Annotated in this window: 18 protein-coding genes; 10 read left to right on the top strand and 8 right to left on the bottom strand. The window is 59.4% G+C overall.

Features of this window, described 5'->3' with window-relative positions; genetic code table 11:
- Nucleotides 1-77 precede the first annotated feature (77 nt).
- From hpf to L861_RS00400, 4 genes are all read left to right on the top strand, one after another.
- Nucleotides 78-386, top strand: a complete 309-nt coding sequence (gene hpf / locus L861_RS00415; protein WP_016414544.1) for a ribosome hibernation-promoting factor, HPF/YfiA family — start codon at nt 78-80, stop codon at nt 384-386.
- Nucleotides 387-393: 7 nt separating this feature from the next.
- The gene (gene ptsN / locus L861_RS00410; protein WP_027947705.1) at nt 394-870 is read left to right on the top strand and encodes a PTS IIA-like nitrogen regulatory protein PtsN; all 477 of its coding nucleotides are present in this window, start codon (nt 394-396) and stop codon (nt 868-870) included.
- A gap of 102 nt (nt 871-972) precedes the next feature.
- On the top strand, nt 973-1,884 hold the full coding sequence (gene rapZ, locus L861_RS00405; protein WP_016414542.1) for an RNase adapter RapZ: 912 nt from the start codon (nt 973-975) through the stop codon (nt 1,882-1,884).
- A gap of 3 nt (nt 1,885-1,887) precedes the next feature.
- Complete coding sequence (locus L861_RS00400; RefSeq protein WP_016414541.1) at nt 1,888-2,157, top strand: HPr family phosphocarrier protein; 270 nt, start codon at nt 1,888-1,890, stop codon at nt 2,155-2,157.
- A gap of 90 nt (nt 2,158-2,247) precedes the next feature.
- Here L861_RS00400 and pmbA read toward each other — a convergent pair whose 3' ends face one another.
- Nucleotides 2,248-3,588: a metalloprotease PmbA gene (gene pmbA / locus L861_RS00395; RefSeq protein ID WP_016414540.1), complete on the bottom strand. Its 1,341-nt coding sequence runs from the start codon at nt 3,586-3,588 to the stop codon at nt 2,248-2,250.
- A 99-nt stretch (nt 3,589-3,687) separates the two neighbouring features.
- Between pmbA and yjgA the strand changes: the two genes are divergently transcribed.
- Nucleotides 3,688-4,194 carry a ribosome biogenesis factor YjgA gene (gene yjgA, locus L861_RS00390; protein WP_016414539.1) on the top strand — a complete coding sequence of 169 codons (507 nt, stop codon included), beginning with the start codon at nt 3,688-3,690 and terminating at the stop codon, nt 4,192-4,194.
- A gap of 122 nt (nt 4,195-4,316) precedes the next feature.
- Here the strand turns inward: yjgA and tldD are convergent, their stop codons facing one another.
- From tldD to L861_RS00355, 7 genes are read right to left on the bottom strand one after another with little or no spacing between them, the layout of a single operon-like run.
- Nucleotides 4,317-5,786, bottom strand: coding sequence for a metalloprotease TldD (gene tldD / locus L861_RS00385; protein ID WP_016414538.1), 1,470 nt, complete (start codon nt 5,784-5,786; stop codon nt 4,317-4,319).
- Entirely contained in the window at nt 5,783-9,658 is a 3,876-nt protein-coding gene (locus L861_RS00380) for a YhdP family phospholipid transporter (RefSeq protein ID WP_016414537.1), read from the bottom strand. Before L861_RS00380 ends, tldD begins: the two co-directional genes overlap by 4 nt.
- 3 nt (nt 9,659-9,661) lie before the next feature.
- Entirely contained in the window at nt 9,662-11,125 is a 1,464-nt protein-coding gene (gene rng, locus L861_RS00375) for a ribonuclease G (RefSeq protein WP_016414536.1), read from the bottom strand.
- A 32-nt stretch (nt 11,126-11,157) separates the two neighbouring features.
- The gene (locus tag L861_RS00370; RefSeq protein WP_016414535.1) at nt 11,158-11,745 is read right to left on the bottom strand and encodes a Maf family protein; all 588 of its coding nucleotides are present in this window, start codon (nt 11,743-11,745) and stop codon (nt 11,158-11,160) included.
- 25 nt (nt 11,746-11,770) lie between these two features.
- The gene (gene mreD / locus L861_RS00365; RefSeq protein WP_016414534.1) at nt 11,771-12,259 is read right to left on the bottom strand and encodes a rod shape-determining protein MreD; all 489 of its coding nucleotides are present in this window, start codon (nt 12,257-12,259) and stop codon (nt 11,771-11,773) included.
- Complete coding sequence (mreC, locus tag L861_RS00360; RefSeq protein ID WP_269078952.1) at nt 12,259-13,161, bottom strand: rod shape-determining protein MreC; 903 nt, start codon at nt 13,159-13,161, stop codon at nt 12,259-12,261. Before mreC ends, mreD begins: the two co-directional genes overlap by 1 nt.
- Before the next feature lie 33 nt (nt 13,162-13,194).
- On the bottom strand, nt 13,195-14,232 hold the full coding sequence (locus tag L861_RS00355) for a rod shape-determining protein (protein ID WP_016414532.1): 1,038 nt from the start codon (nt 14,230-14,232) through the stop codon (nt 13,195-13,197).
- A gap of 184 nt (nt 14,233-14,416) precedes the next feature.
- Here L861_RS00355 and gatC point away from each other — a divergent pair, with 184 nt between their 5' ends.
- The 5 genes from gatC to L861_RS00330 all read left to right on the top strand — a co-directional run bounded on the left by gatC (nt 14,417) and on the right by L861_RS00330 (nt 20,047).
- Nucleotides 14,417-14,704, top strand: coding sequence for an Asp-tRNA(Asn)/Glu-tRNA(Gln) amidotransferase subunit GatC (gene gatC, locus L861_RS00350; RefSeq protein ID WP_016414531.1), 288 nt, complete (start codon nt 14,417-14,419; stop codon nt 14,702-14,704).
- Nucleotides 14,705-14,769: 65 nt separating this feature from the next.
- Nucleotides 14,770-16,230: an Asp-tRNA(Asn)/Glu-tRNA(Gln) amidotransferase subunit GatA gene (gene gatA, locus L861_RS00345; protein ID WP_016414530.1), complete on the top strand. Its 1,461-nt coding sequence runs from the start codon at nt 14,770-14,772 to the stop codon at nt 16,228-16,230.
- Complete coding sequence (gatB, locus tag L861_RS00340) at nt 16,230-17,681, top strand: Asp-tRNA(Asn)/Glu-tRNA(Gln) amidotransferase subunit GatB (protein ID WP_016414529.1); 1,452 nt, start codon at nt 16,230-16,232, stop codon at nt 17,679-17,681. The genes gatA and gatB overlap by 1 nt, the downstream gene beginning before the upstream one ends.
- A gap of 81 nt (nt 17,682-17,762) precedes the next feature.
- Entirely contained in the window at nt 17,763-18,314 is a 552-nt protein-coding gene (locus tag L861_RS00335) for a cupin domain-containing protein (protein WP_016414528.1), read from the top strand.
- A 293-nt stretch (nt 18,315-18,607) separates the two neighbouring features.
- Nucleotides 18,608-20,047 (top strand): FAD-binding oxidoreductase, encoded by a 1,440-nt coding sequence (locus L861_RS00330; RefSeq protein WP_016414527.1) that lies wholly within the window; start codon nt 18,608-18,610, stop codon nt 20,045-20,047.
- Nucleotides 20,048-20,051 lie beyond the last annotated feature (4 nt).

Below are 20,051 nucleotides of genomic sequence, written 5' to 3'. Positions count from 1 at the left end.
CCCTGTCCGCAGGGGGTTTGCTGGGCGCGAAAAAGGGTTACAATCGGATCGACATCCGCAAGGAACAGGAGCGTGCCATGCAAGTCAACATCACCGGCCATCACGTCGAACTGACCGATCCACTGCGCGATTACGTCAACGAGAAGCTCACACGATTGGAACGTCATTACGACAACATTACCAATGTCCAAATCACTCTTTCGGTCGAGAAAGAACGCCAACAAGCCGCTTGCACGCTGCACGCCGCCGGTGCGGATCTGCATGCCGACGCGCTGGATGGTGATATGTATGCCGCTATCGATGCTCTTGCCGACAAGCTTGATCGGCAGCTAGTCAAACACAAGGAAAAGGCACAGGCTCGCGCTCAGGGCGCCGGTGTCCGCTAACCTGCCCATGAATCTGGAAGCCATTCTGCCCCCCGAGCGCACCCTGTTCGATGTGCCCGGGGGGAGCAAGAAACGGGTGCTGGAATTCTTCAGCACCTTCATCGCCCAGAACACGCCAAGCCTCGACAGTCAGGAAGTCTTCAGCCGACTGATTGGCCGTGAACGCCTGGGGAGTACGGGAATCGGCAATGGTGTGGCCATTCCCCATGCCCGCGACTCTCACTGCAAGGCGCCACTGGCCGGCTTTATCAAACTTGCCGATCCAGTGGACTTCGACGCCGTCGATGGCGAACCGGTGGATCTGATATTCGTGCTGCTGGTTCCCGAGGAAGCCGACGATACACACCTGGCACTGCTTGGGCAGGTCGCCAGCGTGATGAATGATGGCGATACCCGGCAACGCCTGCGCAAGAGTGAAAGCCAGCGCCAACTATACGATATCCTGCTCGAGGCCATTCGCCGACAGGACGATGACGCTACCTGAGCGTGGCACAATTCGGTAACTCAAGTGCTGCACACTTCCGAGCGGAAAGTCGGCGAGCAGTGACCGGTTGACACGTTTTCACTCGGCCTACAGGAGGCGACCATGCAGCTCGTGATCATCAGCGGCCGCTCCGGCTCGGGAAAGTCCATTGCCTTGCAGGCCCTTGAAGACCTTGGCTTCTATGCCATCGACAACCTGCCTGCCGTATTACTGGATTCACTGGTAGACGAGCTTCAAGGAGGCGAGGCACAGCGTTCGTCGGTTGCCGTAAGCATCGATGCCCGCAACTTGCCCGGCGCCCTTCGCCGCTTCCCCTCGCAGCTGGAAACGGTAAACCGCAAGGGGGTCGATTGCCAGGTCGTCTACCTGACCACCGAGCCCAAGATTCTACTCGAACGCTATTCAGCGACCCGACGCCGACATCCTTTAACCCGTGACAGCGATATGACCCTGGCCGAAGCCATCGATTCCGAAGAAGAGGCCCTGGCGGAAATTCGCGATCTGGCGGACCTGGTCATCGACACTTCACGCTTGTCGGTCCATGATTTGCGCGCTCGAATTGCCGAACAGGTCGCTCAGCATACCGGCAAGCACCTGACCTTGACCTTCGAATCCTTCGGCTATAAACGCGGCGTCCCCCTGGATGCCGATACCGTCTTCGATGCCCGGTGCCTACCCAATCCCTATTGGGATCCTCGACTACGCCCATTCACCGGACGCGATGCCGAGATCGTCGAATTTCTCGAGGACTACTCGGACGTCAATGACATGGCCCGGGACATCACCACTTGGCTCACACGATGGCTACCCGCCTACCAAGCCAGTCATCGCAGCTATGTAACCGTGGCCATCGGTTGCACGGGGGGACAACACCGCTCGGTCTATCTTGCCGAACGCCTGGCAAACCATTTCGCCACTGATTATCCGGGCGTCAGGCTACGTCACCGCGAACTGGGTATTCATACCGCCATCGCACCATCACCTTCCGAGCCCCCGCATCACGAGGCTTCCTGACACATGCCGAGCCGCGAGCTGACCTTGATCAACAAGCGAGGCCTGCATGCGCGGGCGGCTACACGTCTGGTGCAGTGCTGCCAGCCGTATCAGGCCTGTGTCACTGTGTCCCATAAAGGGCGTGACGCCGATGCAGCCAACATCATGTCCTTACTGATGCTGGCCGCCCCTTGCGGCAGTGTATTGACAGTCAATGCTGAGGGAGAGGATGCCGAAGCGGTCCTCGACGCGTTGGAAGCACTCGTCGAGACACGCTTCGATGAAGAGGTTTGACGACGAGCCGTAAGTCGTAACACTGCCACTCAGCAAGCCCGAGGCAAGTTTTTTTCTTACAGCTTAAAGCTTATAGCTCCCCGTAGGGGATCATGAGCCGGCTACGGTCATTTCGTCGATCAACCAGCTTCCGGAATGTACGCTACCGCGGGTGTCGACATCGTCACCAATCCCTACCAGTCCCGCGAACATTGCCTGCAAGCTGCCGGCGATGGTGAACTCTTCTACCGGATACTGGATTTGACCGTTCTCCACCCAGAAACCTGCCGCCCCACGAGAATAGTCACCCGTCACGCCGTTGACACCTTGCCCCATCAGTTCGGTGACCAACACACCACGCTCCATTTTCCCCAGTAGGTCCTGGCGCGAACTCAAGGGAACCTGCAGGCGAATGTTACGCGCACCGCCAGCGTTGCCGGTGGTTTCCATTCCTAGACGCCGGGCGCTATAGGCCGACAGCATATAACTGGCCAACCGCCCTTGGTCGATGAATACATTGTCACGGGTATAGACACCATCGTTATCGAAGGGCGCACTGGCCATGGCTCCACGCTCCAGCGGTTTTTCTCCTAACGAGAACCATTCGGGGAAAAGCGGCTCACCAAGACGGTCGCATAGAAAGGAGGCCTGGCGATAAAGCGAACCGCCAGCAATGGCACTCATCAGATGCCCAATTAGCCCACCAGCGAGAGCAGGGTCGAACATCACCGGGAAGCGGCCAGTGATCGGACGCCGCGCCCCAAGACGACGCAAGGTACGCTCAGCCGCCGAAACGCCGATATCTTCGGCAAGTGCAAGTCGTTGGGGATCACGTTCGCTCGAATAGTCATAGTCGCGTTGCATGCCCGAAGCATCCTCTGCGATCAGCATGCATGACAGAGAATGACGACTGCCTCGTTGACTGCCAAGAAAGCCATGGCTGTTGCCATACACACGCACTCCCTCACCACTGGATAGGCTGGCACCATCGGAGTTGCTGATACCCTCCATGCGGCGGCCGGCATCTTCACAGGCCAGTGCCAGCTCGATGGCTTCATCGGTGGAAAGCTGCCAGGGGTGATGAACGTCCAGGTCGGGAATCTCGCGTGCCATCAAATCGGCGGACGCCAGCCCCGCAGCAGGGTCTTCACCAGTATGACGAGCGATCGCCAAGGCCTGCTCCACCGCCGCACGCACCGAAGCTTCCCCAGCGTCCGAAGATGATACCGTACCCTTGCGCTGGCCGACGTAAACCGTCACAGCTATTCCTTGGTCACGGGACAGCTCAACGCTCTCCACCTCGCCAAGACGCACACTGATCCCGATGCCTTGATCGACACTGGCACCCACCTCGCAAGCATCGGCTCCCAATTGCTTGGCTTGCTCCAGTGCAGCCTGCACGCGAGTCTCCAGCAACGCTTGCTGGCTAGCGGCATCGAATGCCTGTGTCATGATAGTCTCCTTGCCAGGGTAATCTGTCTCAATGGTTATCTCATGGCATCTGGGTAGGCTGGTATACTCGCCTCACACTCCCAAGCCAATGGTAATGGCATGTCTCTCGATACACCCGACGACCGCGAAGATCGACCGAGCAAAACCCAACGCAAACGGGAAATGCAAGCCCTGCAGGCGCTAGGTGAAAAGATCATCGCCCTTCCCGAAGCCGAGCGTTCCCGACTCCCGCTTTCCGACGATATGCGCTTCGCTGTCGAAGAAACTGGCCGCATTCGCTCCCACGAAGGCCGGCGACGGCACATGCAGTATGTTGGCAAGCTGATGCGTCGAGAAGACACCGCAGCCATTCAAGCCGTCTTCGAGGAATTCGAGCAGGAGAAACTCCGCCGCGACCATGCTTTTCACCGCCTGGAGAAATGGCGCGACCGCTTGATCGATGAAGGTGACGATGCCGTCGAAGCCTTCATCACCGACTATCCTGATGTCGACCGCCAAGCACTACGCCAGTTGACCCGAAACGCCAAGAGTGAACGCGAACGCGGTAAACCGCCGGCCAACGCACGCAAACTGTTCAAGCTGATCCGCGATACTGCCGGCCTGTAAAGATCGGTGCTTCGCACCTGGAAGACGGAAGACGTCGCTTCAAGACTGAAGAAATAAGAATTTCTCCTCTTCTTCCTTCTTCCTTCTTCCTTCTTCCTTCTTCCTTCTTCCTTCTTCCTTCTTCAGGATTGCGTACCGCCAACGGTCAACTCGTCCAGCTTGAGTGTCGGCTGGCCGACACCCACCGGAACGCCCTGCCCCTCCTTGCCGCAGACGCCAATGCCGGTGTCCAGTTCCAGGTCGTGGCCGATCATCGACACCCGACTCATCGCCTCGGGGCCATTACCGATCAACGTCGCCCCTTTGACCGGAGCGGTGATGCGTCCATCCTCGATCATATAGGCCTCACTGGCCGAAAACACGAACTTGCCCGAGGTGATGTCTACCTGACCACCTCCAAAGCTGACCGCGTACAGACCACGCTTCACGCTCTTGATGATATCGGCAGGATCATCCTGACCGGCAAGCATGTAGGTATTGGTCATGCGCGGCATCGGCATGTGAGCGTAGGATTCACGCCGAGCATTGCCAGTGGGTGTCATGCCCATCAGGCGTGCGTTGAGTTTGTCCTGCATGTAGCCAGTGAGGATGCCGTCCTCGATCAAAGGCGTATAAGCGCCGGGCGTTCCTTCGTCATCGATACTCATCGAACCGCGGCGATCCACCAAGGTAGCATCATCGACCACCGTCACCCCTTTCGCTGCTACGCGCTCGCCCATGCGTCCGGCGAAAGCGGAACTGCCCTTGCGGTTGAAATCACCTTCCAGCCCGTGTCCTACCGCTTCGTGCAACAGGATTCCTGGCCAACCAGCCCCTAGAACGACCGGCATCTGACCAGCCGGTGCATCCACAGCCTCCAGGTTGACCAGAGCCTGACGCACTGCCTCGCGAGCATAGCGTTCGGCCACTCCTTCGTCGCGCAATCGCAACATGGCGTAGCGCCCACCGCCACCGGCACTGCCACGCTCGCGCCGACCGTCACGCACAGCGATCACACTGACATTGAGACGCACTAGAGGACGCACATCCGCCGCCAGAGTGCCGTCGCTGGCACGTACCAGTACCACTTCGTAGAGACCCGTCAACGAGGCGCTGACCTGACGGACAGCCGGATCCTGGGCTCGTGCTACCCGATCAGCCTCCTTGAGCATGGCGATCTTTTCCTCGGCCGAAAGCCCAGAGATCGGATCACGGCCAACATAACGTTCCTTGGCCTGGTTCACGACGCCAGGCGCGACAGACAGTCGGTCACCATGACGGGCGATTCCCGATGCAGTCCGCCCAGTTTCGGCCAAGGCCTCTGCGGTAATCTGATTGGAATAGGCGAAACCGGTTTTCTCGCCAGCCATGGCTCGTACACCAACGCCACCATCGATGTCATAGCTGGCATCCTTGACTTCACCATCTTCCAGCACCCAACTCTCGTGCCAACTGCGCTGGAAATAGAGGTCGGCAAAATCCACTCCGGGCCCCAATGCATGGCCTAGACCAGTATCCAATGACGACAAGTTCAACCCACCGGGTGCAAGAAGCGTGGCCACGGCATAGTCCAAGGCATCATGAACGGTGATTTCTGCGGTCTGTTGGTTCATTCGGCACCTTCCAGAGCAATCTGCGGCGAGGTCCAAGGCCCCCGCACGCGGTAGTGAATTCGCGTAGCCTCGTCGATCACCCCACCGAATAGACGGTGGGCGATGAATAAAGCGCCTCCAACCACCGGCGCCCCGGCCACCACCGCTGCCAATGGCAGATTCTGGCTCAATGGTACCGTGACCGCGAGATGCTGATCGAGTTCACGTCGCGCCAGATCGACTTGGCCATTGAGGGTAAAGGACGTGGCCGGTCCCTGTATCTCTACCGGCCCTTGAGTTTCCAGAATTCCACCATACAGGGTCGCGCTGCCATTGACACTGTCAAAAGCCGTACCTTGACGAGTCACATCCGAAAAATCCAGTCGCAAGCGCCGTAACAGGTTATCGAAATTGAGTAAGCCGATCAGCTTGGCCGAGGGGGAATCGATATAGCGAAAGCGCCCATTGTGCAACTCGATATCCAGGCTACCACGCGAGCGCTGCAAGGCGAACTGCCATGGCGCGCCAGGCCAAGCGAGCTGTGAGTCGACGGCGGTAAAGGTATTGCGAATCGAGATCGGTTGCGCCAGACGCTCAAGCGCTGTCCCCAGATCCCGGCCATCCAGCGCCAGGCGCGCGCGCGTCAGGCTGGCTCCCGCCCCTGCCGCTTCCCAGACCAACTCTCCCCGCGCCGATACCTCGCCAATCGTCAGTCCCAATGGTGCCACCACCAGTTGCTCGGGAGATGCCCGCCACATGGCGGTAAGAGGCCCAAAATGCCGTCCCTGACGCTCCAACGTACCGACCCTCAGTCGCCCGGCAGGTAGGCCGGACAGCCATTCAGGGAAAACTTCCGGCGTCGGTGCCACGTCAATCTCATCCAGGAGGTTCGCCGCTTCCGCCGGCTCGGGCAGCAAAGCATCAAGGTTCAGGCGCGATAACGTCACATCCACCGGTCCGACACCGACTGAGCCCACGAACCCCTGTCCTTGATCAGTTCTCGCTGGACGATAATCGACATGTCCTTCCAGCAGACTACCAGCCAAGTCCAGGCGCCAACCATGGCTTGCTCCATTCTGTGGATATGCGCTGGCAAAGAACGTCCCCACACAACGTTGACGGATGTAGAGACACTCGGTTCGCAGGCGTAGGGCGCGCAGCGTATCCGGAACCGTCTGACCGGAGGCATCGAACTCTCCCAGCTCCATTTCCGAAAGCGACGAGACCCAGCCTCGGGGGTCCAGCCGAGGAGTATGCCAGTTCACTTCCCAACCTCCGGCGTCCGGCCATACCGGTGTTTCTGGCCACGTTTCCAGCCATATCTGGCCCTGACCGCCCTGTCCCCATGTACGCCAGCGTAATTGCATGCGCTCGGCCAGAGTCGCCTGTACCGAACCATCAGTGAGGTCGGCATCGATCGATAACGGGGTCTGCTCTGGCAATGACTTGCCGAAAGGTGGCGGGAGGTTGATCGCTAGCCCGGCCAGGTCGCTGTCGAGATGCAGCCTCTGGTTACCGCCCCCCAATGACAACTGTGCGGAATAAGGAAAGTGCCCTGTCAGCAAGGCATCCAGCTTCCCCTGGCCTGCCCATTCGAGCACCCCATTGGCCAGAGCACGGCCTTCGAAGCTCACTCGTTGTTCGCCGGGGGCGAAACGGGCCAGCACTGGCCCTTCAAAAACACGCCCTCCCAATGTTCCTGTCAGCCCACCTTGGCCATCGCGATGCCGGTAGCCAAGTTCGCCATTGATGTCATGAATGGGAAGGTTCATGGGAACGAGGCGAAGATAAGGAACATCGACCTCAGTATCGAGATCGAGAGTCAAGGCATCGGGAGTTGCCAATGGCATGGACAACGCCAAGGTACCACGCAGATCGCCACGACTCTCCCAGTTCCGAGCCTGCAGATCGACAAAAGGCAGCGCCGAGACATAAGCCAGTAGATCGTCGGCACTCCCCCCCACATTGCCGTTTACTTCCAGCTTTTCATCAACCAGGCTGACATGGCCATCTTGTGCCCATAGACCTCGGCTTTCGGCCTGGTCAACCTGAGCTTCCAAATCCAGATCGTTGAGCCTCAAGCGCCCAGCCACGTTTTCCAACGCCGGCCACTGCGGGGCGAACGGTAGATGCCCATCCTCGACTCGCAGATCGAGGTCGAGGGATACATCCTCAGGTTGGATCCCATCGTAGAGAGGCTGACGAAGACTGAGTCGCCCTTCCGGAACCCGGCCGGCCACTCCTTGGGCCAGCCACTCGTTGAGTTCATCGCCCAAGACACCGACCGGTAGCCAATCGACCAGTGGCGTGTCGAGCGCATTCACATTCTGGAAAGCTAGCTCCAGTCCCAATTCGCCGGGCCGCCCACCACCAGTTTCAAGATCGAAGCTGCCTTGCACCGTTGCCTCACGCCAGTTGGCTTCCAGTGCATGCCCCTTGATCGTGGCTCGTTCACCATCGTAGGACCAGGTAACCTCTCCCTGTGCAGACGCCAACTCCATGGGACCATTGAACAGCTCAGGGAAGTGCAGCTGGGTATCTTGCACACCCACGAAACGAATCCGACCATCCAGATCGTCGGTCTCGACCCAGGCATCCACGGGGCCCCCTCCAGGAACGTTCTCCCAAGGTGAGACAGCAGCCTCCTGTAGAGCTGCTCTTGACTTCCAATGCCCATTGCGATGCTCCAGAGCAAGCCCCGCTACCTCACCACGCGGATCCAAGGTATCGAGCAAGCGTGAGAGTTTATCGGGCAACGGGAGATGACTCCGCCAAGCCGCCAGAGCATCCAGTTGGAAGGCACTGCTCTTGAGCTGCCAGCCCGTTGCATCGCCCGCCATCTGCCAATGACGCGGAACGGCGAAGCCTGAGGATACCGAGGAGGGTCCATCGGCAGAGGCTTCGAGCAACGGCTCGTCACCCAATAGGCTCAACCAGCCTTGCCATCCTCCATCATCACGCAACCATTGGCCACGAGCATGAATATTCTCGAGGGCAAGCCGAGTCTGGTCGTCGTGGCTCATGGTGAGTTCAGGAATATTCAGGTCGAGACGGGCATCAGCCAGCGCTCCTTCATGCCAACGCCCCCACAATACCGCTTCACCAGAGACACGATCGAGACGCACTGGATCGTTGCGGCTCAGCACCTCAGCCAGACGAACCAGACTGTCGATATTCATGCGCGCCTGCAGGGCTGCATTGAAATCACTGAGCCCAGCACGACCAGGTAGAACCTCCAAGGCCGCCTCCAGCGAGACATCCCGCTCCCCTTCGACATACAGCAAGCCTTCCAGATGAGCACGCTGGCGATCACCGGTCATCAATAGGCTGGGCGCCTCGAGAGTCACCTGGCGTTCCTGGCCATGCAATACCAAGCGTAAATCCTCGACCTCGACACGCTGACGCAGCAAGAGCCCGACCCAGAAATCGAGTCGCTCGAGATCGAATTTGGCATCGGGTTGCAGTTCCGGTGGCAGTTCAGCGGGATCCGGCCAATGCCAAGTGCGTTCAGGAGTCTGGTAGAGGTGAATGGTGACCCCTTGGATACGGGCATCCTCCACCACCGGCAAACCATTACGCAACGACCCTGAACTATCCAGCCGCATCCGAGCGCCTGCCACTTCGAGCAGTGGCAACGGCCTGCCTTTCGCTCTTGATACCACGGTCAGTTCATTGACGGCGACGGCTGGATCCAGACCGTGCCAGCTCGCCCCCAACTCGACCATGCTGACATTGGCATTGAAACGAGACGACAGCAGCGCCTCCAGGCGTGGACGCACCTCATCGACTTGGCTGGCCACCAGACGCAGCGCCAAAAGCAGCACTGCCACCCCGGTCAGGCCAATGGCCAGCAATGTCATGGCCCAGCGCAGCAAGAGGCGAAATGGAGACATCCTTTACATCAGTACGATGTCGTACTGCTCCTGAGAATAGTGTGTCTCGACCTGAAAGCGGATGGTCTTGCCAATGAAAGTTTCCAGATCGGCCACTGCCGACGATTCCTCGTCGAGTAAACGATCAACTACCGCTTGAGACGCCAATACCATGTAGGTTTCCGCGTTGTAAGCGCGCTCCTCACGCAAAATCTCGCGGAAGATCTCATAACATACGGTTTCCGGCGTCTTGAGAGTGCCGCGACCACCACAAGTTGGACAAGGCTCGCACAGCGTCTGTTCAAGGCTTTCACGGGTACGTTTGCGTGTGAGCTGCACCAGGCCCAGCTCGGTAACGCCGGTACATTTGGTCTTGGCATGATCGCGCTCCAGCGATTTCTCCAACATGCGCAACACTTGGCGCTGATGTTCCGGGTCTTCCATGTCGATGAAATCGATGATGATGATGCCACCCAAGTTGCGGAGGCGTAATTGTCGGGCGATGGCAGTCGCTGCCTCGAGGTTGGTCTTGAAAATGGTTTCCTCGAGGTTGCGATGCCCTACGTAACCACCAGTATTGACGTCGATGGTGGTCATGGCCTCGGTGGGATCGATTACCAGATAGCCACCGGACTTGAGCTGCACCTTGCGCCCCAGGGCCTTCTGGATCTCGTCCTCGACACTGAACAGGTCGAAGATCGGTCGTTCGCCAGGATAATACTCGATCTTCGCCTCGCTACCGGGCATGAACTCATGGGCGAACTCGACCAATTTGAGGTAATTCTCACGGGAATCGATGCGCACTTTCTCGATATCGTCACGCATGACATCACGCAAAGTACGAATGAACAGCGGCAAGTCATCGTAAATCACGGTACCGGCCGCTGCCGTGACCTTACGCTCGCTGACCCTCCGCCATAACCGCAACAGGAAGTGCATATCGGCAAACAACTCATCCTTGCTCACCCCTTCGGCAGCGGTACGGATGATGAAACCACCAGTGACTTCGAGCTCCTGCTCAGCGTGGCAGGCCTCGACCAGCTCGCGCAGCCGCTCGCGCTCGAGCTCATCCTCGATGCGTTGTGAAACCCCGTTATGCGGCGAATCGGGCATGTAAACCAGAAAACGCGACGGTACCGAAAGATGGGTGGTCAAGCGCGCACCCTTGGAACCTATGGGATCCTTGGTGACCTGCACCACCAGAGATTGCCCTTCGCTAAGAAGTTGACTGATCGATACCTGCTCATCGGCCGGCGTGTTGGGTGCCATGACCTCATGAGCGTGAATGAAGGCGGCTCGTTCTAGACCGATATCGATAAAGGCGGCTTGCATGCCCGGCAAAACCCGCACCACCTTTCCTTTGTAGATGTTGCCGACGATGCCTCGACGCCGGCTTCGTTCAATGAAAGCTTCCTGGAGAACGCCATTCTCGACCACGGCCACCCGGGTCTCCATTGGCGTCAGATTAATCAAGACTTCACCGCTCATGCGGGATTCCTTATTGAAAGTTCATGCCGGCATTATGACATAGCCGTCCATAGCGGCACGCCCTGACGTTGCAGCAACTCGGCGGTCTCGAACAGCGGCAAGCCAACCACTGCCGAATGACTGCCTTCGATCCGTTCGACAAAAATAGCCGCCAAACCCTGAATGGCATATCCTCCGGCCTTGTCCTCCGGCTCGCCGGTGGCCCAGTAGGCGGCAATTTCTCGTTCCTGGATTTCACGCATGCAAACGCGGGTGGTAACGCAGCGCTCCAATAGACCTACCGGGCCACTCAAGGCCACAGCGGTCAGCACCTCATGAGAGGTGCCGGAAAGTGCCGTGAGCATCTCACGTGCATGCTCCCGGTTTTGAGGTTTGCCTAGGACACGCCCTTGATGCACTACCACGGTATCCGCACCGAGCACCGGCAATGTCGACAGGCAAGCACCGGCCAACGCTTTACCCCGTGCGAGTCGCGCAACATATTCGGAAGGGGTTTCACCATGGCGCAGCGACTCATCGATATCCACAGGCCGAGTTTCGACGACGACACCAATGGATGACAGCAATTCCAGACGCCGGGGCGAGGCGGAAGCCAGGCAGAGCTTGGCGGTTATGGTCATCTCGTTTCCTTCCAGCAACTGCGTTTCAGATGACGGACAAGCGCCGGCGCAAGGCCTGCAGCATAGTGAACAACCATGGCCAGAGCACGGCACCGATCAGTGATGGCAGCAAAAAAGCCAAATGGATGGAGAATGGTCCGAATATCGTCTGCAGCCACTGCTCAACCAGTTGCACCAATCCCAGCAGCACGAAGACCAGCACTGCCTGCTGCACCAGCGAATAGGCACGCAGACGCTGATAAACCAAAGCGCACAGGAAGGCTAGCAGTGACAGCGTCAGAGCATTCTGCCCCAACGGGGAGCCCTCGATCAGGTCCAGCAGCAGCCCCAACACGAAGCCGTGCATCACGCCTACCCGTTGCGGTGCTGACACACACCAGTAGATCAACATCAGACCCAACCAGTCGGGACGCCACATCAGCCATACATCGGCCAGCGGCATCACCTGCAGACAGAGCGCCAACAACAGGCTTACCCAGACCAGCAACATGCCTTGCGGGCCGACCTTTGCCATTATGGCTCCCCCTTGAGCTGTGGCGGCTCATCGACCGAAAAGGACCCGTCCCATAAGGACAATTCATCACTGGACGCCGGCGGAGGTGGTGGAAACAGCAGCAGGAAATGGCGCGAACGTTCTAGCTGCGCTACCGGTCGTGCGGTCACGCGAGCGAATGGCTGACCGGGGTCGTGCTCGACTTCGACGACTCTGGCCACCGGATAACCGATCGGGAAGCGCCCCGCAAGCCCCGAGGTCGTCAATAAATCACCGGCACGAATATCTGCAGTATCCGGCACATGCAGGACATCGAGGGCCTCATAATGTCCGGTTCCTTGAACGATGAAGCGCAGCCCATTGCGATTGACCTGCACCGGCAACGCATGGCTGGCATCGGCCAGCATCAGAATCCGACTGGAATAGGCCGACACGGCGATCACCTGCCCTACCAGTCCCGAGGCATCCATCACCGGCTGGCCGACATAGACGCCGTCGCGACGACCCCGATCGACCACCATCTGATAGGTGAAAGGGTCGGAATCCAGCGACAACAGTTCCGCGGTGATATAGGGGACATCGTCCCGACGCGCGGCATGCAGCAGCTCACGCAGGCGTACATTCTCGGCGGTCAGGCTAGCCATGCGCTGAACACGATGCGACAACATCAACAACTGTTCGCGCAGGAGACGATTCTCTTCCACCAGTTCGCGCTGCTCGGACAACGCCAACGAAGTCCAGGTCAACACATCACTAGGAACACTGACGGCCCACTGAATAGGCGCTACCACCGTGGACAACTGGGCCCGCAGGTCTTCCATGCGCGAAAATCGATCTTCAGCGAACATCAAGGCAAAGGCGGCTATCGCACACAGCAGCATGCGATAGCCGGGCACCGGTCCGTGCGAGAACAGCGGTTTGATAGGCGTCCCCCCCGAAGACAGCCAAACGATACGTTAGTCGCTGGACAGCAGTTCGAAGGTATGCTGGTCGATCATCTCGAGAGCCTTGCCACCGCCGCGCGCCACACAGGTCAACGGATCCTCGGCAACGATTACCGGCAATCCGGTCTCTTCGGCAATCAGCTTGTCGAGGTCACGCAGCAGAGCGCCCCCACCAGTGAGTACCAAGCCCCGTTCGGCGATATCGGAGGCCAATTCCGGCGGCGACTGCTCGAGAGCACTCTTCACCGCCGCGACGATGGAAGCGAGGGTTTCCTGCAGTGCATCGAGGATTTCGTGTGAATTGAGGGTGAAGCTGCGCGGAATCCCTTCGGCCAGGTTACGGCCGCGCACGTCAATCTCGCGAAGTTCGCCACCGGGGTAGGCACAGCCGATCTCTTCCTTGATACGCTCGGCAGTAGCTTCACCGATCAAACTGCCATAGTGGCGACGCACGTAAGCGGTAATCGCCTCATCGAAACGGTCACCACCGACACGAATCGACTCGGAATAGACCACGCCGTTGAGCGAGATGATGGCGATCTCACTGGTCCCGCCACCGATATCCACGACCATCGAACCCTGCGCCTCTTCGACCGGCAGCCCGGCACCGATGGCGGCAGCCATGGGCTCTTCGATAAGGAAGACTTCCCGAGCACCGGCTCCTTCGGCGGACTCCTTGATGGCACGCCGTTCGACCTGGGTCGACATGCAGGGCACGCAGACCAGCACGCGCGGGCTCGGCGTCAGAAAGGTGCTTTGGTGCACTTTGCGAATGAAGTGCTGGAGCATCTGCTCCGTCACGGTGAAGTCGGCAATCACACCGTCCTTCATCGGGCGAATGGCGGTGATGTTGCCTGGGGTGCGGCCCAACATGCGCTTGGCATCGACCCCCACGGCAGCCACGCTGCGCATGTTGCCTGATTGGCGAATCGCCACGACCGAAGGCTCGTCGAGGACGATGCCACGACCGCGAACATAAATCAGTGTATTGGCTGTCCCCAGATCGATCGACAGATCGCTGGAAAACAACCCCCTCAAACGTTTAAACATGGAAGTTTTTCACCTGTCCAGACCGGAACCCTGTGCGGATGCAAACGGTATCATCGCCCGTGGTAAGCGGCAAGCAAGAGTGCCTGCCAGAAACGCCAATATATGATACCTTTTTCGGTTATTTATGGGATCGTGGCCAAGTGCGGCGGTCCATGACGCGAACAACGCTTGAGGAATCACTGCCATGTCGCTTGAACATGCGGACGTACAGCGGGCAGCGCATCTCGCCCGAATCGCCCTAGGAGACGACGAGGCTTCACACTATGTCGACGACCTGGGACGCATTCTCGCGATGGCCGATCAGTTGCAGGCCGTCGATACTAAGGGGGTCGCCCCGCTGGCCCACCCTCTGGACAGCACCCAACGCCTGCGCGCCGACGAAGTCACCGAAACCGACCAACGCGATCACTTCCAGCGTTGTGCGCCGGCTGTCGCAGATGGTCTCTACTTGGTCCCGCGCGTGGTGGAATGAGTCGTCACCCATGCTTTCGTTCGACCAAGAAGTGCCACAAGCCTTGACCCGGAGCCAAACTCCACATGCATGACAAGACATTGACCGAGCTCGCCGCGGCGCTCACCGCCGGTGAGTTCTCCAGCCGAGAGCTGACCCAAAGCCTACTGGGGCGTATCGACGCTCTCGACGGCGAACTCAACAGCTTCATCACCATTACCGCCGAACAAGCCTTGGCCGATGCTGATCGCGCCGACCAAGCCCGCGCCAAGGGTGAAGCTGGCCCACTTACCGGCCTTCCTCTGGCTCTGAAGGACATTTTCTGTACCGAAGGAGTGAAAACCACTTGCGGCTCGCGGATGCTCGATAACTTCATCTCGCCCTACGATGCCACTGTGGTAGAGAAACTTAAACACGCCGGCACTGTATGCCTGGGCAAGACAAACATGGACGAGTTCGCCATGGGCTCGTCGAACGAGAACAGCTTCTATGGTCCAGTGAAGAACCCTTGGGACCTTACCGCTGTACCCGGCGGTAGCTCCGGCGGTAGTGCCGCCGCTGTCGCCGCTGGCCTGGTACCTGCCGCACTGGGCACCGATACCGGCGGATCGATCCGCCAGCCAGCGTCATTCTGTGGAATCACCGGTCTCAAGCCTACTTACGGCCGCGTATCGCGCTACGGCATCATCGCCTATGCGTCGAGCCTTGACCAAGCCGGCCCCATGGCACGCACGGCCGAGGATTGTGCTTGGCTGCTTGGCGCCATCGCCGGTCATGATTTGCGTGACTCCACCAGCGTGGCACGCGGCGTGCCCGACTATCGGGAAGAGCTCGGCGCCTCGCTGTCGGGGCTCAAGATCGGCCTGCCCAAAGAGTACTTCGGCGACGGCCTCGATCCCAACGTGGAAGCGGCAGTACGCGAAGCGGTACGTGTCTATGAGTCGCTCGGTGCCACGGTGCGTGAGGTCAGCCTGCCGCATACCCATCACGCCATTCCCGCCTATTACGTGATCGCCCCGGCCGAGGCCTCGTCCAATCTGTCACGCTACGATGGCGTTCGCTTCGGTCATCGCTGCGACAACCCCAAGGATCTGATCGATCTTTACGAGCGTACGCGCGCCGAGGGCTTTGGCGAGGAAGTCAAGCGGCGCATCCTGATCGGCACACATACCTTGTCGGAAGGCTTCTTCGATGCCTACTACAAGAAGGCCCAGCAAGTCCGCCGCCTGATCCGCCAGGACTTCCTCGATGCCTTCGAGGATGTCGACGTGCTGATGGGCCCGGCGTCACCGACACCGGCCTTCGACTTGGGCGCCAAGAAGGATCCGGTATCGATGTATCTGCAGGACATCTACACCATTGCCATCAACCTGGCGGGCATTCCCGGCATCAGCATACCGGCAGGGCTCGCTGGCTCGCGCCCGATCGGTCTACAGATCCTGGGCCCGTATTTCGCCGAGCCGCAACTGCTCAACATCGCCCATCAGTTCCAGCAAGCCACCGACTGGCACCGCCAACGGCCAGCTCTCGGCGAGGAGAACGCATGATGGAATGGGAAACCGTGATCGGCCTGGAAGTTCACGTCCAGCTTGCCACCCGCTCGAAGATATTCTCCGGTGCCTCCACGGCCTTTGGGGCCGAACCCAACTCCCAGGCCTGTGCCGTCGACCTGGGCCTGCCCGGCGTGCTGCCGGTGCTCAACGAATCCGCCGTGGCCATGGCGGTCAAGTTCGGCCTGGGCATCAACGCCGAGATCCCGGAAGTCTCGATATTCGACCGTAAGAACTACTTCTATCCCGACCTGCCCAAGGGCTATCAAACCAGCCAGATGCACCACCCCATCGTCGGGCCGGGCGAGGTCGAGATCACCCTCGAGGATGGCAGCACCAAACGGATTCGCATCCACCACGCCCATCTCGAGGAAGATGCCGGCAAGTCGCTGCACGAGGACTTCCAAGGCATGACCGGCATCGATCTCAACCGTGCCGGCACACCGTTGCTCGAGATCGTTTCCGAGCCCGATATGCGCTCGGCCAAGGAAGCGGTTGCCTATCTCAAGGCCATCCACGCCATCGTCACCTACCTGGGAATTTCCGATGGCAACATGGCCGAAGGCTCGATGCGCTGTGACGCCAATGTCTCGGTACGCCCCAAGGGACAAGAAGAGTTCGGTACCCGCGCCGAGATCAAGAACGTCAACTCCTTCCGTTTCGTCGAGCGCGCCATCGCTTTCGAGGCCGAACGCCAGATCGAGTTGATCGAAGACGGTGGCAAGGTGGTACAGGAAACGCGGCTGTTTGACCCTGACCGAGACGAGACCCGTAGCATGCGCACCAAGGAGCATGCCAACGACTATCGTTATTTCCCCTGCCCCGACCTATTGCCCGTAGTGCTCGATCAGGCCTATGTCGATCATCTGCGCAGCTCGCTACCGGAACTGCCCGCTGAAAAGCGCGCCCGTTTCCAGGACGAACTGGGACTGTCCGCCTATGACGCCGGGGTGCTGTCTTCGAGCCGGGCGATGGCGGAATACTTCGAAGCGGTCAAGGAGGTCTGTGGCGATGCCAAGCAGGCCGCCAATTGGGTCCAGGGGGAATTGTCAGGCGCCCTGAATCGCGAAAACCTGGGTATCGACCAGAGCCCGGTGACAGCGACTCAGCTCGGCGAGTTGGTCGCCCGAGTGATGGACGACACCGTCAGTGGCAAGGCCGCCAAGCAGGTATTCGCCGCACTGTGGAATGGCGAGGGCGACAGTGCCGACGCCATCATCGACGCCCGCGGATTGAAGCAGGTCACCGATAGCGGTGCGATCGAGGCCATGATCGATCAGGTAATCGCCGACAGCCCGGTTCAGGTGGCTCAGTACCGCGACGCCGATCCAGAGAAGCGCGGCAAGATGATCGGCTACTTCGTCGGCCAAGTCATGAAAGCGTCACGCGGCACGGCCAATCCTCAGCAGGTCAATGCGTTGCTCAAGGACAAGTTGGATAACCTGTAGAATGATCCTGGGGAAATGGCTGTTCTCATGCCGTTTCCCCGGATACCACGCTTAGCCGGTCACGCTGAAAAGGAGTCTTCGATGTCCGATGATGTGGGCGCCCGACTGCGCGCCCTGCGTAGCCTGCGCGGTATATCCCAGCGCGAGCTGGCCAAACGCTGCGGGGTAACCCATTCCAGCCTATCGCTGATCGAGCAGGGCAAGGTCAGCCCCTCGGTCAGTTCACTGAAGAAGATTCTCGATGCCATTCCCATCAGCGTCGGTGACTTCTTCACCATGGACCTGGAAAGTCGCAACCAGGTGTTTTATAAAGCCGACGAGCTCGCCGACATCGGTAGCGGCGACGTCATCTACAAGCTGGTCGGAGCCAACCGCCGCTCCCGAGCATTGTCATTCATGATCGAAACCTACCCTGCCGGCACCGACACCGGTCGCGAGATGATCGCCCATCAGGGAGAAGAAGCCGGTGTGGTACTGGAAGGTGAGATCGAGATCACCATCGGTGCCGAAAGCCGCTTGCTGGGACCCGGCGAAGCCTACTATTTCGATACCAACGTCCCCCACCGCTTCCGCAATCCCGGCAAGGCTGCTTGTCGCTTGGTGAGTTGCTGCACGCCGGCAAAGACTTTCTAGCACACGACGAAGCGACGGCTTTCTCTCTGCAACGACTTAAAAACAACACCCCCAGAGACTGTTATCGATAAGCCGCGCTTCCATCGTCATGCCCCTCTCCCCTCCTACCATCCCCTGACACAACTGATATTGTGCATGCGGCAAAACCATCCAGACTTCTGGATACAGGATGCCGATTTCCCGTTCAGCCAACGCCGCCCAATACCGGGCGGCGTTGTTCCGGCCATGACCGCCACAACAGGGATGCTCCCGGTTTCGGCCTCGCACAATTATCGACAATAGGAGCACCCGCAATGACCACTCTTACCTATCGAACACTGGCCAACACTCAGGAGCACTTGGAAGACACTGCCCTAGCGGAGTTCTCCTCCATGCTGCGCGGAGCGGTCATCACCCCCCAAGACAGCATTTATGACCAGGCACGACAATTGTGGAACGGCATGGTCGATCGCTATCCAGCATTGATCGTCCGTTGTCTTGGCACCCAGGACGTCTGTCATGCCGTCGACTTCGCCCGCGAGCACCGTATGCAGCTCAGTATCCGCGGTGGCGGTCACCATATCGCCGGCAATGCCATCGCCGAGGGCGGAATGACGATCGACCTCTCGGCGATGCGTTCTGTCCACGTCGATTCCCGACAGGGTATCGCCAGAATCGATCCCGGCGCGCTGTTGGGCGATGTCGATCGCGAAAGCCAGGCTTTTGGCCTCGCATCGCCACTTGGCATCAATTCCACCACTGGCTTTGCCGGTCTGTGCCTGGGCGGTGGCTTTGGCTGGCTGACCCGCCGCTTCGGCCTGACGGCGGACAACCTGCTATCAGCCGACATCGTCACCGCTGACGGCCAGCGCCACTGGGTTTCAGCGGACTCGGAACCGGATCTGTTCTGGGCCATTCGTGGCGGCGGTGGCAACTTCGGGGTAGTGACGTCTTTCGAACTCCGCCTCCACTCGGCCGGCCCGGAGGTCTATGCCGGCCTGGTCGTCTACCCCTTCGAGCAAGCCCGACAAGTACTGCATGCCTGGCGAGATTTTACGGCCAACAGTTCCGAGGAGCTGAGCGTGTGGACGGTACTGCGCCAAGCGCCACCGCTACCCTTCCTGCCCGAATCGGTGCATGGCCAGAAAGTGGTGGTCTTTGCTCTTGTGCACAGCGGCGATGTCGACACGGCCGAGCGCGAGGCTGCTCCCGTACTGAGCTTTGGCGAGCCTGTCGGTCATATGCTGGGGGTACAACCCTACACTGGATTCCAGGCCGCCTTTGATCCCCTGCTGACGCCAGGTGCTCGCAACTACTGGAAGTCCCACAACTTCTCTCGTCTTGACGACGAGATGCTGGATAGCGTCATTGCCGCCACAGCACAACTCCCCGGGCCGGAATGCGAGATCTTCATTGCTCAACTCGGCGGCGCCATGGCTCGCGTCGACCCCACCGCCACTGCCTATGCCGGTCGCGATGCCCAATACATGATGAACATCCACGGACGCTGGCAGGAGGCGGCGGACGACGAACGCTGTCGCGACTGGGCACGGCGCAGCTTCAGCGATCTGAGTCCCTACGCCACCGGAGGCGGCTACGTAAACTTCCTTACCGAGGATGAGGGAGAACGGGTGGCAGCTGCCTACGGCGTCAACTACACCCGGCTGCAGGCGATCAAGCAGCAATACGATCCAGACAACCTGTTCCGGACCAATCTCAATATTACCCCACACGTTGGTGAAGCCGTCGCTTGAATCA

This window comes from Litchfieldella anticariensis FP35 = DSM 16096 (assembly GCF_000409775.1).
In the GTDB taxonomy this organism is placed as follows: Bacteria; Pseudomonadota; Gammaproteobacteria; order Pseudomonadales; family Halomonadaceae; genus Litchfieldella; species Litchfieldella anticariensis.
This window is presented reverse-complemented; position numbering and strand designations above follow the sequence as displayed.